This is a genomic window from Bisbaumannia salifodinae (assembly GCF_055388505.1).
In genome coordinates this window covers 4,364,832-4,378,832 of record NZ_AP043781.1, presented here as the reverse complement: position 1 = coordinate 4,378,832, position 14,001 = coordinate 4,364,832, and the positions used below count along the sequence as shown (strand labels likewise).

At 67.9% G+C, this 14,001-nt stretch carries 16 protein-coding genes; 12 read left to right on the top strand and 4 right to left on the bottom strand.

The window, feature by feature from the left end; all coding sequences use genetic code 11:
• Positions 1-44 precede the first annotated feature (44 nt).
• From ACZ5EF_RS20475 to ACZ5EF_RS20460, 4 genes are all read left to right on the top strand, one after another.
• A complete protein-coding gene (locus ACZ5EF_RS20475; RefSeq protein WP_346060725.1) occupies positions 45-1,196 on the top strand; it encodes a glycosyltransferase family 9 protein in 1,152 nt (383 codons plus the stop codon).
• A gap of 11 nt (positions 1,197-1,207) precedes the next feature.
• A complete protein-coding gene (locus tag ACZ5EF_RS20470) occupies positions 1,208-1,888 on the top strand; it encodes a response regulator transcription factor (RefSeq protein WP_346060726.1) in 681 nt (226 codons plus the stop codon).
• On the top strand, positions 1,885-3,261 hold the full coding sequence (locus ACZ5EF_RS20465) for an ATP-binding protein (protein WP_346060727.1): 1,377 nt from the start codon (positions 1,885-1,887) through the stop codon (positions 3,259-3,261). The genes ACZ5EF_RS20470 and ACZ5EF_RS20465 overlap by 4 nt, the downstream gene beginning before the upstream one ends.
• 634 nt (positions 3,262-3,895) lie before the next feature.
• Complete coding sequence (locus ACZ5EF_RS20460; protein ID WP_379729566.1) at positions 3,896-4,585, top strand: DUF1705 domain-containing protein; 690 nt, start codon at positions 3,896-3,898, stop codon at positions 4,583-4,585.
• A 17-nt stretch (positions 4,586-4,602) separates the two neighbouring features.
• Here the strand turns inward: ACZ5EF_RS20460 and ACZ5EF_RS20455 are convergent, their stop codons facing one another.
• Positions 4,603-5,211, bottom strand: coding sequence for a CBS domain-containing protein (locus ACZ5EF_RS20455; RefSeq protein WP_346060729.1), 609 nt, complete (start codon positions 5,209-5,211; stop codon positions 4,603-4,605).
• A 268-nt stretch (positions 5,212-5,479) separates the two neighbouring features.
• Between ACZ5EF_RS20455 and ACZ5EF_RS20450 the strand changes: the two genes are divergently transcribed.
• On the top strand, positions 5,480-5,758 hold the full coding sequence (locus ACZ5EF_RS20450) for a hypothetical protein (RefSeq protein WP_346060730.1): 279 nt from the start codon (positions 5,480-5,482) through the stop codon (positions 5,756-5,758).
• 18 nt (positions 5,759-5,776) lie between these two features.
• Here ACZ5EF_RS20450 and ACZ5EF_RS20445 read toward each other — a convergent pair whose 3' ends face one another.
• Positions 5,777-6,652, bottom strand: a complete 876-nt coding sequence (locus ACZ5EF_RS20445; protein ID WP_346060731.1) for a DMT family transporter — start codon at positions 6,650-6,652, stop codon at positions 5,777-5,779.
• Between the two features lie 328 nt (positions 6,653-6,980).
• Between ACZ5EF_RS20445 and ACZ5EF_RS20440 the strand changes: the two genes are divergently transcribed.
• A complete protein-coding gene (locus ACZ5EF_RS20440; RefSeq protein WP_346060732.1) occupies positions 6,981-7,631 on the top strand; it encodes a DUF1826 domain-containing protein in 651 nt (216 codons plus the stop codon).
• Between the two features lie 147 nt (positions 7,632-7,778).
• Positions 7,779-8,123 (top strand): DUF6482 family protein, encoded by a 345-nt coding sequence (locus tag ACZ5EF_RS20435; RefSeq protein ID WP_195861080.1) that lies wholly within the window; start codon positions 7,779-7,781, stop codon positions 8,121-8,123.
• A gap of 75 nt (positions 8,124-8,198) precedes the next feature.
• On the opposite strand, the gene ACZ5EF_RS20430 is transcribed toward ACZ5EF_RS20435, so the two are convergent.
• A complete protein-coding gene (locus tag ACZ5EF_RS20430; RefSeq protein ID WP_346060733.1) occupies positions 8,199-9,614 on the bottom strand; it encodes a D-alanyl-D-alanine carboxypeptidase in 1,416 nt (471 codons plus the stop codon).
• Positions 9,615-9,898: 284 nt separating this feature from the next.
• Here ACZ5EF_RS20430 and ACZ5EF_RS20425 point away from each other — a divergent pair, with 284 nt between their 5' ends.
• Positions 9,899-10,108, top strand: a complete 210-nt coding sequence (locus ACZ5EF_RS20425; protein ID WP_346060734.1) for a DUF2061 domain-containing protein — start codon at positions 9,899-9,901, stop codon at positions 10,106-10,108.
• An 87-nt stretch (positions 10,109-10,195) separates the two neighbouring features.
• Positions 10,196-10,741: an invasion associated locus B family protein gene (locus ACZ5EF_RS20420; RefSeq protein ID WP_346060735.1), complete on the top strand. Its 546-nt coding sequence runs from the start codon at positions 10,196-10,198 to the stop codon at positions 10,739-10,741.
• On the opposite strand, the gene ACZ5EF_RS20415 is transcribed toward ACZ5EF_RS20420, so the two are convergent.
• Positions 10,738-11,508 (bottom strand): sulfite exporter TauE/SafE family protein, encoded by a 771-nt coding sequence (locus tag ACZ5EF_RS20415; protein WP_346060736.1) that lies wholly within the window; start codon positions 11,506-11,508, stop codon positions 10,738-10,740. The two genes, ACZ5EF_RS20420 and ACZ5EF_RS20415, sit on opposite strands and share 4 nt — an antisense overlap.
• A 160-nt stretch (positions 11,509-11,668) precedes the next feature.
• Here ACZ5EF_RS20415 and ACZ5EF_RS20410 point away from each other — a divergent pair, with 160 nt between their 5' ends.
• Genes ACZ5EF_RS20410 through ACZ5EF_RS20400 form a run of 3 tightly spaced genes read left to right on the top strand, consistent with a single transcriptional unit; the run spans position 11,669 to position 13,997 of the window.
• Positions 11,669-12,589: a beta-keto acid cleavage family enzyme gene (locus tag ACZ5EF_RS20410; protein ID WP_346060737.1), complete on the top strand. Its 921-nt coding sequence runs from the start codon at positions 11,669-11,671 to the stop codon at positions 12,587-12,589.
• The gene (locus ACZ5EF_RS20405) at positions 12,586-13,542 is read left to right on the top strand and encodes an L-carnitine dehydrogenase (protein WP_346060738.1); all 957 of its coding nucleotides are present in this window, start codon (positions 12,586-12,588) and stop codon (positions 13,540-13,542) included. The genes ACZ5EF_RS20410 and ACZ5EF_RS20405 overlap by 4 nt, the downstream gene beginning before the upstream one ends.
• On the top strand, positions 13,542-13,997 hold the full coding sequence (locus tag ACZ5EF_RS20400; protein WP_346060739.1) for a thioesterase family protein: 456 nt from the start codon (positions 13,542-13,544) through the stop codon (positions 13,995-13,997). Before ACZ5EF_RS20405 ends, ACZ5EF_RS20400 begins: the two co-directional genes overlap by 1 nt.
• Positions 13,998-14,001 lie beyond the last annotated feature (4 nt).

Sequence of the window (14,001 nt, the reverse complement as noted above, 5' to 3'; positions counted from 1 at the left end):
AGAATGCCGACAGTGCAGGCAGATCCTCAGCCAGGAGCGCCTGCATGTTGCCTTTCACCTATCTGCGCCGACACAGCGCCCTGCGCCGTCTGGGCCAACGCCTCGAGCGAGGCACCAAGGCGTGGCTCTATCGAGCATTGACGCCCCATGCCCGAGGCCACCGTACCGCTTCTCCGGCGGCCCTGGACGGCGTACGCCGCGTTCTCCTGGTCCGTCCCAACTTCCGGATCGGCAATGCGGTGATTGGCGCCCGGCTGATTCAGGCCCTGGCCGAGGGGCGACCCGACATGGAGATCGACTACCTGGGGACGGATACCACTCACGCCCTCTTCGCCGGCATGCCGCTGTCGAATTATCACGCCTTGAGCCGCGGCATGCTGGTGCGTCCCTGGCGCCTGCTGACCCTGGTGAGCCGCTTGCGGCGGCGCCGCTATGACCTGGCCATCCAGGTCGGCGAGGGCTCCCTGACCGGCTGGGCCTTCACGCGACTGTGCCGGGCGCACCGTACCCTGGGCCAGCGCGGCCGGCTGGAGGCGAGTTATGACTGGGTCGGCCAGACATCGCCGCGACATGCCCACGAACAGGCCAGCACCCTGGCCGGCGACTTGGGCCTGCCCTGCCCTTCCCGTCCCTGGCTGGTGGTGACGATGGCGGAGCGCGCCGCCGTGGCCGGCCGTTGGCACGCCCTGTCGGAGGCGACTGCGCCCCTCGGTATCTTCGTCGGCGGCCACCTCGACAAGCGCCTGCCGCTGGCCTTCTGGCAGGCGCTGATGGAGGAGCTCGAGCGCCGTCGGCGGCCCTACCTGGTGCTGCTGGGGCCGGAGGAGGCGGCGCTGCGTGCGCCCCTGGAGCGGGCCTGTAGCGATACCGGTCACGTCTTGCCCCAACTGCCGCTGCGCGACTTCCTCGCCGTCCTGGCCAACCTGGGTGGTTTGATCACGCCGGATACCGGGCCCATGCATCTGGCTGCCGCCCTCGAGGTCCCCGTGATAGCGCTGCTCCGGGTCGAGAAATCACGCCACTTTGCCCCCCGGGGAGCCGCGGATCTGATACTTTTTCAGCCAACCCCCCGGCCATGTCGCCGAGTGCGCCTGCGCCTTCCCGACCCCGCCCCGGACGCTTGTGGCATCCTGTCCAGGCGAGTCTCGGACACCCTCGGCCGGCGCGCAGGCGCCTGCGCCCCCGACAGGAGGTAATCATCGCCACCATGCGTATTCTGCTGGTTGAGGATGACCCCAGCCTAGCCTCGGGCATCAGCCTGGCCCTCAAGCCGGAGCACTACACCGTCGATCACCTGGCCGACGGGGCCCAGGCATTAAGTGCCCTGCAGGGCGACGAACCCTTCGCCGCGGTAATCCTCGACCTGGGGCTGCCGGGGCTGGACGGCATGCAGGTGCTGGAAGCCATCCGCCGGCGCGGTAATCCGCTCCCGGTGCTGGTACTCACCGCCCGGGACGCCGTCGACGACCGTATCGCCGGCCTCGACGCCGGCGCCGACGACTACCTGATCAAGCCCTTCGAGGTGGCCGAGCTCAAGGCGCGCCTACGGGCCCTGCTGCGGCGCAGCCAGGGCCAGGCCAGCCCGGTCCTGGAGTGTCGTGGCATCCGCCTCGACCCCGCCACCCTCGGCGTCAGCCGGCATGGCGAGGCGGTCAATCTGTCGCGCCGGGAATTCGCCCTGCTACAGGAACTCATGGGGCATCCCGGGCGGGTCTTCACCCGCGATACCCTGACCCGGCGAGTCTACGGCTGGGAGGAGGACGTGGAGAGCAACGCCATCGAGGTGCATGTCCATCACCTGCGCCGCAAGCTGTTCCCCGAGCTGATCCGCACGGTACGCGGCATCGGCTACGTGATGGATCCGGCGCCCCTGGACGGCGATTCATGAGCTCGATTCGCCGCCGTACCCTGGGCCTGGTGCTGCTGGTCTTCGGCGTCAGCATGCTGATCATCGGCCTGGTCAGCTACCGCTATGCCGCCCACGAGATCGAGGAGCTCTATGATGCCAACCTGGCCCAGAACGCCCGCCTGCTGGAGGGGCTGATCCAGGCACCGCTACCCCCCGACCAGCGGGCCGCCCTGCTGGCCAGCCTGGAAGACGCCCTGCTGCGCGCCGAGCAGTCGGACAAGCGCCTGGCCGGGCATCGTTACGAGAGCAAGCTGGCCTTCCAGCTGTGGGAGGCGGAGCGGCTGGTACTGCGCTCCGCCAGCGCGCCCTCGGCGCCCCTCACCACGGGGCCGCCGGGGTACACCACCGACCGGGTGGCGGGCCACGAGTGGCGCGTCTATGTGCTGGACATGGCCGAGTCGTCGCGGCGCGTGATGGTGGCAGAGCGCAGCGATGTGCGCGGCGAGCTGATCCGCGCCGTGGCGCTGCGCACCCTGCTCCCGGACCTGATCGGCCTGCCACTGCTGATGCTGTTGCTGTGGTGGGCCACCGGCCAGGGGTTGCGCCCCCTGTCGCGCCTGGCCGCAGCGATCCGCCGCCGCGACCCGCACAACCTGCAGCCGCTGACCCTGCACCCGCTGCCCCGGGAGCTGGCGACTATCGTCGGCGCGCTGAACCGGCTGCTGGAGCGCCTGCGCAACCTGCGGGTGCGCGAGAAGCGCTTTATCGCCGACGCCGCCCACGAGCTGCGCACGCCCCTGGCGGTGCTCGACCTGCATGCCCAGAATGCTCTCGCCGCCGAGGACCCTGGGGATCGCCGCGAGGCGCTGGAGGAACTGCGTGCCGGCGTTGCCCGCACGACCCGCCTGGTCTCTCAGTTGCTGACCCTGGCCCGCCTGGATCCGGATGAGGCCACCCCCGTGCGACCTCCCCAGGACCTGCTGCTCGAGTTGCGCGAGGCGCTGGCCGAGCTCGCGCCGCTGGCCACCGAGCGCGATCAGGCGCTGGATCTGCACGCCGACGAGGCCGCCGATTGGCGACTGCCGACCGAGCCCGGCACCCTCGGTACCCTGGTGCAGAACCTGGTCGGCAACGCCCTGCGCCATTCGCCGCCGAGCGGCCTCGTCACGGTAAGCCTGATCGACGAGCCCGAGCGGTTGATCCTGCGCGTGGATGACCAGGGTCCCGGCATCCCCGCCGAGGAGCGCGAGCGGGTCCTCAAGCGCTTCCATCGCGCTGGCCCAGGGGCCGGCTCCGGTCTGGGGCTTTCCATCGCCGAACGCCTGCTCGCCCGCCATGGCGGCACCCTCAATCTGGACGAGGCGCCTGGCGGCGGCCTACGGGCCACCGCCACCCTACCGCGGAACACCTGAGCGATTCCCTCATGAGGACATGCAGCGCATAAGCCTTCGTTAAGACGGGCCGTTCAGCATGGCGTCGTTGCCCTCTGGACAAGACGCTGACATGACCGACCTGCCACCCTGGGTGGGGCTACCCCGCACCTTTATGCTAACTCATCCGTCTCATCGTCTGAGACGATGGGCCCTGGCGTGGGGCGAATTCCTCGTGCTGATACTAGTGATAGACCGGCTGGGGCTGGACTTTCGAGTCGCCTCCCCCCTGTACCGGTGGCAGCGTTATAGATGGGCTCCGCAGGACCATCTCCTGCTCCGCTGGCCCCTGATGATCTACTGGATGATCAGCACCGTGCCGGCAAGCCGGCTGCTGACGCTCCGGCCACACGCCCTCTCGATGAAACCGACCTGTGCTAGCGAGCACGCCGCCAATGGCTAATATCCCCCCTCGCGTCACGACAGTCGTCACCGGTTCCGCGGGCCGCTGCCGGCCTTATCGCCCCAGGCGCTCGCCCTGCTAACCTGCCTGGCCTTCACGCTCTTCTACAACCGACGTTTCTGGTCGGCAATCGTAGAGGCCAAGCCGCCAGCCGGCCCGGCCGACTGGGGACAACTAATCGGTTACGGCGTGATCATGACCGGACTGCACCTGGTGGCCCTCCTACCGCTGGTCAACCGCGCCACCGTCAAGCCGCTGCTGACAGTGCTGGTGCTGGTCGCCGCCTCGGTCAGCTACTTCACCAGCCACTACGGCACCTACTTCGATACCCATATGATCGATAATGTGCTGCAGACGGACTCTCGGGAGGCGAGCGAGCTACTCACGCCAGGCTTCGCGCTCTATCTGCTGCTATTCGCGCTGCTGCCCCTGACTCTGCTGTGGCGCTGGCCGCTGCGCCAGTGCGGCTGGCAGCGCAGCCTCGGTGCGGGTGCGCTATGGTGGCTGAGCAGCGTGACCGTGCTCGCCGGTGTATTACTGTTCTCGTTCCAGGGCCTTTCCGCGCTGATGCGCAACCACCATGGGCCATGCTCTACCGACCATGGCGAATCGCTGGGAGAGAACGGCCTCTACCTCCACGTCCTGCTCTATGCCATCGCCCCGCAGGAGCAGACCCGCGTGCCCATGGTGTGGTGGACATCGGACCACTTCGCCCGGAGCATAGGGCTGAATGAGACCTGCCTTGCCACCCAACGCGACAACGCCCTGAGCCACGACAACCTATTCCATTCGCTGCTGGGGCTGCTCGGCGTGGAGAGCAGAATCCGAGAGGACACCCTGGACCTCTCGGCAGGCTGCCGCGCCTCGAGGTCACCAACTCGCGGGCAGGGCCCACGGCAGTAACGATTCGGCCAAGGACCTCAAAGGTCGTGCCCCGTCACCACCCGGTAGATGTCGGCGAAGCTACGCGCCATCGGCACTCCCGTATTCCTCTTCGTGGTCTGCCCGACCGCCCGTCGAATATCGGCCGCCGACACCAGGCCACGTATCCGCAGGCGCCCCTGCTCGTCGTGCTCGGTCACCAACAGGTGCTGGTCCGTCATCGATTCCAGTGACGCCAGCAGATCCCCGATGGTCAGCGAGGCGAGCTGCTCCAGCGACATGGCTGCTAGCTTGTGCCAGGGGGTCATGATCATCCCCACGGTCACCTCATCGCGCGGCAGGCCATGCTGCTGCATGGCGAGAGTAATGCGCCGGCCGCCAATGACTTCCAGCGACGACAGCACGCCGATGCAACGCTGCTGCTCATCGGTGACCAGTAGCAGACGAGTCCCGCCGTGACGCATCATCAGATACGCCTCGTCGACCCCCATATCCGCCTGGATGGTGCGCGGACTCAGCCGTGAGAAGTCCGTGAGTACCTCAAGGGCGGAACTCGAGGTACTCAAGTGTGGACGGGGCGGCATAACCAGCAGCGGGGCTGTTTCGAGCGGTCTCAGCAGATCGTGGGGAAAGAGTGGCTGATTCATAGGGCTTGCTCCTCGACTGGGCTCGCGTAGGTGTCATGGAACACCTCCTGCCACCAAGGTTTCAGAGCTTTCTTAAGGCGTGCTTAAGAGGCAGCACTGCTTTTCCCGGTCACACCTCTCCGTGTTCGACGAATCATCAGGACAATGAGTGCTTCAGAGCCCTATTCCTGCTCCTGGCAGGCAATTCTCCAGGCTGTTAAGCGCTTTTTAAGAGAACTCCGCTAGCGTTGCGCCGAATACCTTTGATCCGGGATGAGGAGACACCGCTATGAGCATCACCACGATCGATCACTCCGACTTGCTCGATGCCCCCCTCGGCGCTGGGGCCACGGTGCTAATCGCCGCCGGGGTGACACTGCTGGCGATCGCCGCGCTGAGCACTGGTCAGGAACCCATCGAGCTGCCCCTCGGGCTAGCAACCCTGGGCACTATGGTAGTTGCCCTCCTGCAGCCTGGCCGCTGGCAGACGGAGGAGGGCAGGGAAGCCATCAACAGCCTGGTGATGGCCAGCCTGATCACCCTGGCAGGCTTTCACTTGCTGGCCTGAGCGAGGCGAGGCCCCGCGTCAGGAGCTCGGCCGGCGCTTGAGGCTGGTGCGACGCTCGTGGAAGGCGATCGCCAGGCCGCTGCCGATGATCAGCGCCGAGCCGGCGAAGACCCAGGCGTCCGGCACCTCGGCCCACAGCCACCAGCCCAGCAGTACCGCCCAGAGCATGCCGGTGTAGTCGAAGGGCGCCGCCAGGGCCGCCGGGGCATGGCGGAAGGCCAGGGTGATGCAGGCCATGGCGCCGATGCCGAAGATGCCGGCGCCGAGAAAGCCCAGCCAGTGCAGCGGCGCCGGCACCTGCCAGACCCAGGGCAGCAGGATGCCGGTGACTCCCAGGGGCACCAGGGTCACGTAGAAGACCATGGCCCAGAGGTACTCGCGCACCCCGTAGCGGCGGGCGGTGATCATCAGCAGCGCATAGAAGAGTGCCGCGCCCACCACCACCAGGGCGCCGGGCTGGAAGCCGGCGCCGCCGGGACGCACCACCACCAGCACCCCGAGAAAGCCCACCAGGGCCGCCGCCAGCGGCAGGCGCCCCACCTTCTCGCCCAGCAGGGGCACCGAGAGCAGGGTCACGAACAACGGCGCGGCGAAGGCGATGGCGGTGGTCTCGGCCAGGGGCAGCAGGGTCAGGCCGAAGACGAAGCAGAGCATGGTGCCGGTGGCGAAGAGGCCACGCACCAGGTGCACCCCGGGGCGCCGGGTACTCAGCTTGCGCAACCCGCCGTAGAAGTGGGCGATCAGGGCGATCAGCGGCAGCGACACCAGGGTGCGGAAGAAGATGATCTGCACCGGCGAGTGCACTTCCCCCAGCCACTTGGCGATGGCGTCCCCCACCGATAGACAGAAGACCCCGGCACACATCCACAGGATGCCCTTCAAGGACGGTGACATCGCCGCTTCTCCTTCCTTAGGAAGCTGTCGGACTTAACGCTGATCTACTGCGCATCCCGGGCTTTCGGCCAACTTCATTCGATCCATTTCGTTAAATAGCTCGCTATTCGCCTCAATCGATCGAACAACTTGACTCGAAATCCGTGATTCTCGTCACGATCGGTCAAACCCGACAGCCTCCTGGTTGTTGAATAATTAACACACCGACTCTAACCGACTCTCGCCCGCGGGGCGATGCCCAGGATGGCATCGGCCTCCCTCCGGGCTTGCCAGCCCCCATAGATGAAATGTTATATAGTTACTTTTCCTTCCGAGAGACGAGGTCCTTATGCCCCTGCCGGCCACCGCTCCCATCGCCTCGCCGCCCCAGGCCGCCTTCGGCGATACCATCGAGATCCTGCCGAAGATCTTCCACGACGACACCAACCTGGCGGTGATGCGCCGCCAACTGGATGCCGACCTGGCGGCCAGCGTGGCGGCCCAGCTGGCGGTCGACCGCCGCCTGGACTGGCGCTGGCGGGGCGGCGTCGGCGAGGCCCTGGCCGAGGACCTGCTCAATCACCTGCCGCGGCCGAGTCAGGCAAAGCCCCTGGTGGAGGACATCACCCTGATCTGCGAGGCCATGGCTTATCTCTTCGATACCCAGACCATCGGCGTGCGCCTGCAGCGCCTGGAGGGCGCCATGTGCCCGCGCTTCCATGTGGATAACCTGGCGGTGCGTTTGGTGAGCACCTATGCGGGCGCCGGCAGCGAATGGCTGCCGGAGCCGGCGGTCGAGCGGGCCGGCCTGGGCGCCCCTCGCCCCGGCAAGCCCGATCCCTTGCGCGATGCCCAGTCGATTCGCCGCCTGGGCTGCGGCGATATCGCCCTGCTCAAGGGCGAAGGGTGGGTCGGCAACGAGGGACGTGGCCTGGTGCATCGCAGCCCCCAGCCGGCCCCGGGCGAGCCGCGGCTGCTGTTGGCCCTGGATCCTGGATAATCGGCTATACAAGGGCTTTACAAAACATATATCGATGATCACGAATGCCCTGATCAGGGACGCAAGGGCGTAAGAGTATGGCTAGACAGGCGGGGGCGATCTTCTACCCTTATTGTACAAGCCCGACGTTTTCCCACGAGGTAGCAGATGAGTACCATCGATTTGACCGACTGCCGCAAGCTGACCTACAAGCAGCTGGGTCAGGCCCTGCACCAGGGCTTCTCGCCGATCGTCGAGGTGGAATCCCTGGATGGTATCTACACGGTGCACTTCCACCATGCTCACGGTGTCGCCGACCTGGTGGACGACCGCGGCAAGGTGCGCACCTTTATGGGTACCGGCGAGATTCGCGACCTGCTCGGCGACCTGGGCCTGACCCATGGGGTGCTGACCTGCGCCGACCAGTGCGGTGACGAGATGATCGGGGTGCCGGGCAAGCCCATTACCCCGGACGAGATGCTCACCTACGGTACCCGTATCGCCTTCCGTTAGGTTTTTTCAACGTCTCGACGAACGGCGCCCGCCGATCCGGCCGGATCGGCGGGCGCCGTTCGTCTGCGCGATACCTTAGGGGTTGGCGGTCACCACCACGCACTCCAGGCCGCGCTGCTGGAGGCGCTGGCAGGCGTTATAGGCCTGATCCTGCTCGAAATCCACCAGGCGGGCGCGGAACACGGTGCGCTCCTGGGTGGCCAGCTCGGTCACCGCCACCGGCGCGGGCTGAGCCAGGTAATCGGCGGCGCGGGTCGCCAGCTGCCGGGCCTGGTCGCGATCCTGGAAGGCCCCCACCTGTACCGCCCAGTCTCCCCCATTGCTGCGGGTCGCCACCGGCCGCGTCAGCGGGGCCGCCTCGACCTCCCGTTGCATCAGCTCGAGAATCGGATCCCGGGGGGTCAGGCTGCCCTCGGCCAGGCCGCTATCCGCGGCATAGGTCGGCGAAGCCGGCGCAAAGGCCGCCACCAGCCGCTCGGTGGCCTCGGCCCGCGCGATATCGGTCGCCGCGGTATCGATCGCCGGCTCGCCGTCCACGGCACTGGCCAGCATCGTGCCAGGGGGCGTCCCGGGACGACGCGGCGCGAGGTCGGCGGACACCGACGCCAGCAGCGGCGGCACATTGGCGGAGACATCGGTGGAGGCGACCCAGTCACGCCCCGCGCGTAACGCCAGGCGCTGGAAGCCGTTATCCAGCAGGGTGGTCATATGGGCGTCCCGGGAGTGGGCGGTGAAGCCGCCCATCACCACCGCCAGCAGGCGCCGATCGCCACGCCGCGCCGAGGTGGCCACATTGAAGCCGGAGGCGCGAATAAAGCCGGTCTTGAGGCCATCGGCACCGTCGTAGTTGGAGAGCAGGCGATTGTGGCCGTTGTGCTGGTTGCCGCGGTAGCTGAAGCGGGTGCGGCCGAAGTTGTCATAGTAGTGGGGAAAGTCCGCCATCAAGTGCACCGCCAGGTTGGCCATGTCCCGGGCGGTGGTGACCTGAAGGTCGTCGGGCAACCCCGAGGCGTTGCGGAAGCGGGTATCCAGCATCCCCAGCTCCCGGGCCTTGTCGGTCATCATCCGGGCGAAGGCCGCCTCGCTGCCCCCCAGGGCCTCGGCCACCACCACCGCCACGTCATTGGCGGAGCGGATGATCAGCGCCGGGATGGCGTCGCGCACGCGGATGCTGTCGCCGGCCTGGAGCCATAGCTTGGAGGCGGGCATGGCCGCCGCCTGGCGGGAGACCGGCAACGGCTGGTCGAGGCTGAGGCGTCCCTCGTCCAGGGCCTCGAACAGCAGGTAGAGGGTCATCATCTTGGTCAACGAGGCCGGGTAACGCTGGGCCTCGGCATTGGCGGCGTGCAGCACTTCGCCGCTGGTGGCATCCACCACGATGGCGGCATAGCGCGGATTGGCCTGGGCCGGCGCCGTGGCCAGGGTCAGGGCGACCAACACCATCAGCGGTGCCAGCCAACGCCCCAGGGCGCCCTTATGAGTGGGCATCATCGTTCGGTTCCCCCGCATGAAACTGCCTTGTTGGAACGCCGGCGGCCCCCGCTGTCTCATGCGGCCGGGGGCACGACCCGTTCCTTGCGAATCTTTTCTCCTTACTTGGAAGTATGCCGACGAAAACGCCGCTGTCCACCGTCAGGCGTGGAATCCGTTTACACCATTGAATCACCATGCCGGGGCCCGACAGATCCTGACTATCACCGGGATTGGGGGATTTAACTCAACAAATAAGAATCATTCTCTTATTATGAGTCTCAACCGCATCGAGGAGGACCATCATGTCCCAGGCCAAGATCAAGACCCTGACGTTCGCCGTCGTGCATTTCAGCGTGGCCTTCGCCGTCACCTTCCTGCTCACCGGCAGTTGGGTGCTGGGCGGCCTGATCGCCATGATCGAGCCGGCGGTCAACACCCTGGCCTACTTCTTCCACGAGAAGGCCTGGGAGGCCTTTCACAGGCGCCACCCCAAGGCACCACTGTCGCCCTGATCCCGCTCTCCAAACGCCCCCTCGGCATGGTCGCCCAGCACGCGATTGGGTAGGCTAACGACCTTCTCTTCCCGGCGGAGCGTCTCCATGCCCACCCTGCCCCGTTCCTTGCTGCTGACCGGCGCCCTGCTGCTGGCCACCCCGGCGGCGGCCACCATGTTCAATGCCGACCGCGTCGAGCCCAGCGGTCACTGGCACTCGCTGCGCCTGAGCCTGGGCGAGGCGCGCCTCTTCCGCGCCACCAATACCCTGGATCAGCCCGGCACCGCCTTCTCGGTGGACTTCGCCCCGCCCCATTGCCAACCCCGGGCGGAGCTGCGGGTGGAGATGCACGAGTTCGTGGCCACGCCCGAGACCCGCCAGGGCTCGGCCAGCCTGCGCATCGACGACCTCCCCCCCTTCGCCGCCCCGACCGACCTTCGGCGGGATCCCGGCGACAGCGGCGCCTACGCCCTCTTTACCCTCGACGAGCCCTATCGCCTGCTCCACGAGCTGCGCAGCGGCGAGGTACTGCAGCTGCGCCTCGGCGATGACGACGAGCCCTGGGAGCTGGACTTCGCCCTGGACGGCGCCGGCCCCGCCCTGGATCGCGCCGCCCGCCTGTGCCGGCGAGCCGGCGACGCGGACGCCTAAGCAACGATGCCGAGCCGCCCCAGTCCCAGCCAGATCAGGCGCAGCGCCAGCAGGGTCAGCACCCACTTGAAGAGGGTGTCGAAGCGCCGATCGGAGAGGTGACGCAGCAGGCGCAGGCCCAGCCAGGTGCCCGCCAGGCCGGCGACGATCATCGCCACCATCAACGCCAGCCAGTCGCGGAACACGAAGCCGGCGACCCCGAAGACGAAGGCCTTGGTGAGGTGCTGGAAGCTCATGCAGGCGGCGAAGGTGGCCACCCGCGGCAGGCGCTCGCTGAAGTGCTGCTTGATCACCGCCCCTACCAGGGGGCCGGACGCCCCCACCAGGCTGGAGAGGAAGGTGGTCAGGGCCCCGGCCAGCAGGGTCCCAGCGTGCCCCAGCCAGCCCCTGGGCCAGCCCGGCCCCCAGCAGGAGTAGAGCACGAAGGCGGCGATGCACAGTTCCAGCACCCCCGGCGACAGGCGCACCATCAGCCAGGCGGCCACCAGGGCCCCCAGCACCACCCCGGGCAGGAAGGCGACCAGCAGGCCGCGATCGATATGCCGCCAGGTCATCACCGCCCGGCCGCCGTTGGAGCCCAACTGCACCATGCCGTGGACCGGAATCAGCGCCGTGGCCGGCATCACCTGGGCCATCACCATGATCAGCAGGGTGCCGCCGCCGATGCCCACCGCCGCCGAGACCCCCGAGGTCAGCGCCGCCAGCAGCACCAGGCCCAGGTTGATCGCCGCCGATAGCGGCGACAACAGCTCCAGCATCCCTTCCATGACCCTCTCCTCGATGGTCTCGGGCGATCTTGCCCGATGATTCGCGTCCTATTCATCCCTCTCCGGCGACTCGGGTCAACTTCCCGGCGCAAGTTGCCAAACGGCCGGGGCCGTGGCGGACGACACTGAACGCGAATTCCACCACCCCGAGGGAGCGACCATGAATCGCAACGTCATCCTTACCTGCGCCATCACCGGCGCCGGCGACACCACCGCCAAGAGCCCCCATGTGCCGGTGACGCCCAAGCAGATCGCCGACAGCTGCATCGAGGCCGCCCGGGCCGGCGCCAGCGTGGCGCATATCCATGTGCGCGACCCGCAGACCGGCGGCATCAGCCACTCCGTGGAGCACTTCCGCGAGGTGATGGAGCGGGTCCGCGAGGCGGACACGGATATCGTCATGAACATCACCGCCGGCGGCGGTGGCGACTGGATCCCCGACGCCGAGGACCCCACCCGCGGCGGCCCGGGCACCGATATCCAGACCCCGAGCGAGCGCCACGCGCCGGTGGCCGAGCTCTTGCCGGAGCTCTGCACCCTGGACTGCGGCAGCCTCAACTTCGGCGACATGGTCTACGTGAACACCGCCGACTGGCTGCGCGAGCACGCCCGCCTGGTGCAGGCCGCCGGGGTCAAGCCGGAGCTCGAGTGCTTCGACCTGGGCCATGTGTGGTTCGCCCGCCAGCTGCAGCAGGAGGGCCTGCTCGACGGCGACCCCCTCTATCAGCTCTGCCTGGGCATCCCCTGGGGCGCCGAGGCCGACACCGAGACCATGCTGGCCATGCGCAACAAGCTGCCGGAGACCGCCAACTGGGCCGCCTTCGGCATCGGTCGCCAGCAGATGCCCATGGTCGCCCAGGCGGTGCTGCTGGGCGGTCATGCCCGGGTCGGCCTGGAGGACAACCTCTACCTGGAGAAGGGCATCCTGGCCACCAACGGCCAACTGGTAGAGAAGGCCGCCACCCTGATCGACAACCTCGGCGCCCGGGTCATGACCCCCGCCGAGACCCGCGCCCACCTCAAGCTGCGTGACCCGCGCACCGGCCAGATCGTGGAGAAAGTCGTCGGAGGTGACGCATGAGCCGCCAACTGAGCGTGATCGGCACCGGCGTCATCGGCAACGGCTGGATCGCCCGGGCCCTGGCCCGGGGCTGGGACGTGGTGGCCTTCGACCCGGCCCCGGAGGCACCGGAACGCACCCGCGCCTTCGTCGACAACGCCTGGCCGTCCCTCGAGCGCCTGGGCCTGACCGAGGGCGCCAGTCCCGCGCGGCTCACCTTCGTCGATAGCCTCGAGGCCGCCGTGGCCGGCGCCGACCTGATCCAGGAGAACGTCCCGGAGCGCCTGGAACTCAAGCGCGAGATCCTCGCCGCCCTGGACGCCGCCGCCGAGGCGGAGGTGATCATCGGCTCGTCCACTTCCGGCTTTAAGCCCAGCGACCTGCAGCAAGACTGTGCCAAGGCGCCGGGGCGGGTGATCGTCGCCCACCCCTTCAACCCGGTCTACCTGCTGCCGTTGGTCGAGCTGGTGGGAGGCGAGGCCACCGCCGCCGAGCAGACCGCACGGGCCCAGGTCCTGTACCGGGAACTGGCCATGCGTCCGCTGGTGGTCCGCCGCGAGATCGAGGGACATATCGCCGACCGCCTGATGGAGGCGCTATGGCGCGAGGCCCTGCACCTGGTCAACGACGGCGTGGCCACCACCGAGGAGGTGGACGCCGCGGTGGTCTACGGCTGCGGCCTGCGCTGGTCGCTGATGGGCACCTTCCTGACCTTCCACCTGGCCGGCGGCGAGCCGGGCATGCGTCATATGCTGGAGCAGTTCGGCCCGGCGCTGAAGCTGCCCTGGACCAGGCTCGAGGCCCCCGAGCTCACCGAGGAGCTGATCGACAAGGTGGTCGAAGGCTGCGAGTACCAGGCCGCCGGCCGTCCGGTCAGCGAACTCGACCGTCGCCGCGACGACTTCCTGGTTGAACTGCTCGACCTGGTGCAGAAATACTGGCCGGAAGCGGAAGGCCTGGAGGGGCGCATCTGATGGTGATCCTGGAGACCCGGGTGGCCCCGGAGTGGGTCGACTACAACGGCCATATGAACGACGCCGAGTACGCCAGGGTCTTCTCCCTGGCGGTGGAGGCGCTGATGGACCGCATCGGCCTGGATGCCGAGGGGCGTCGCCGTCACGGCTACACCATCTATACCCTGGAGACCCACCTCTGCTACCGCCGCGAGGCCCACCAGGACCAGCCGCTGGCGGTCACGGTGAGCCTGCTGGATCGCGACGCCAAGCGGCTACACGCCTTCTTCGAGCTGTTCGACGAGGAGTGCAACCTGCTGGCCACCAGCGAGCAGATGCTGATGGGCATGAACCGGCAGAGCGGCCGCCCCGATGCCTTCCCGGCGCCGGTCGCCGAGGCGCTGGCCGACCTGCCCCACGCCGACGCCGGCGCCTGGCCGGAACTCGCCGGGCGCACCATCGGCATCCGGCGCTGACGGG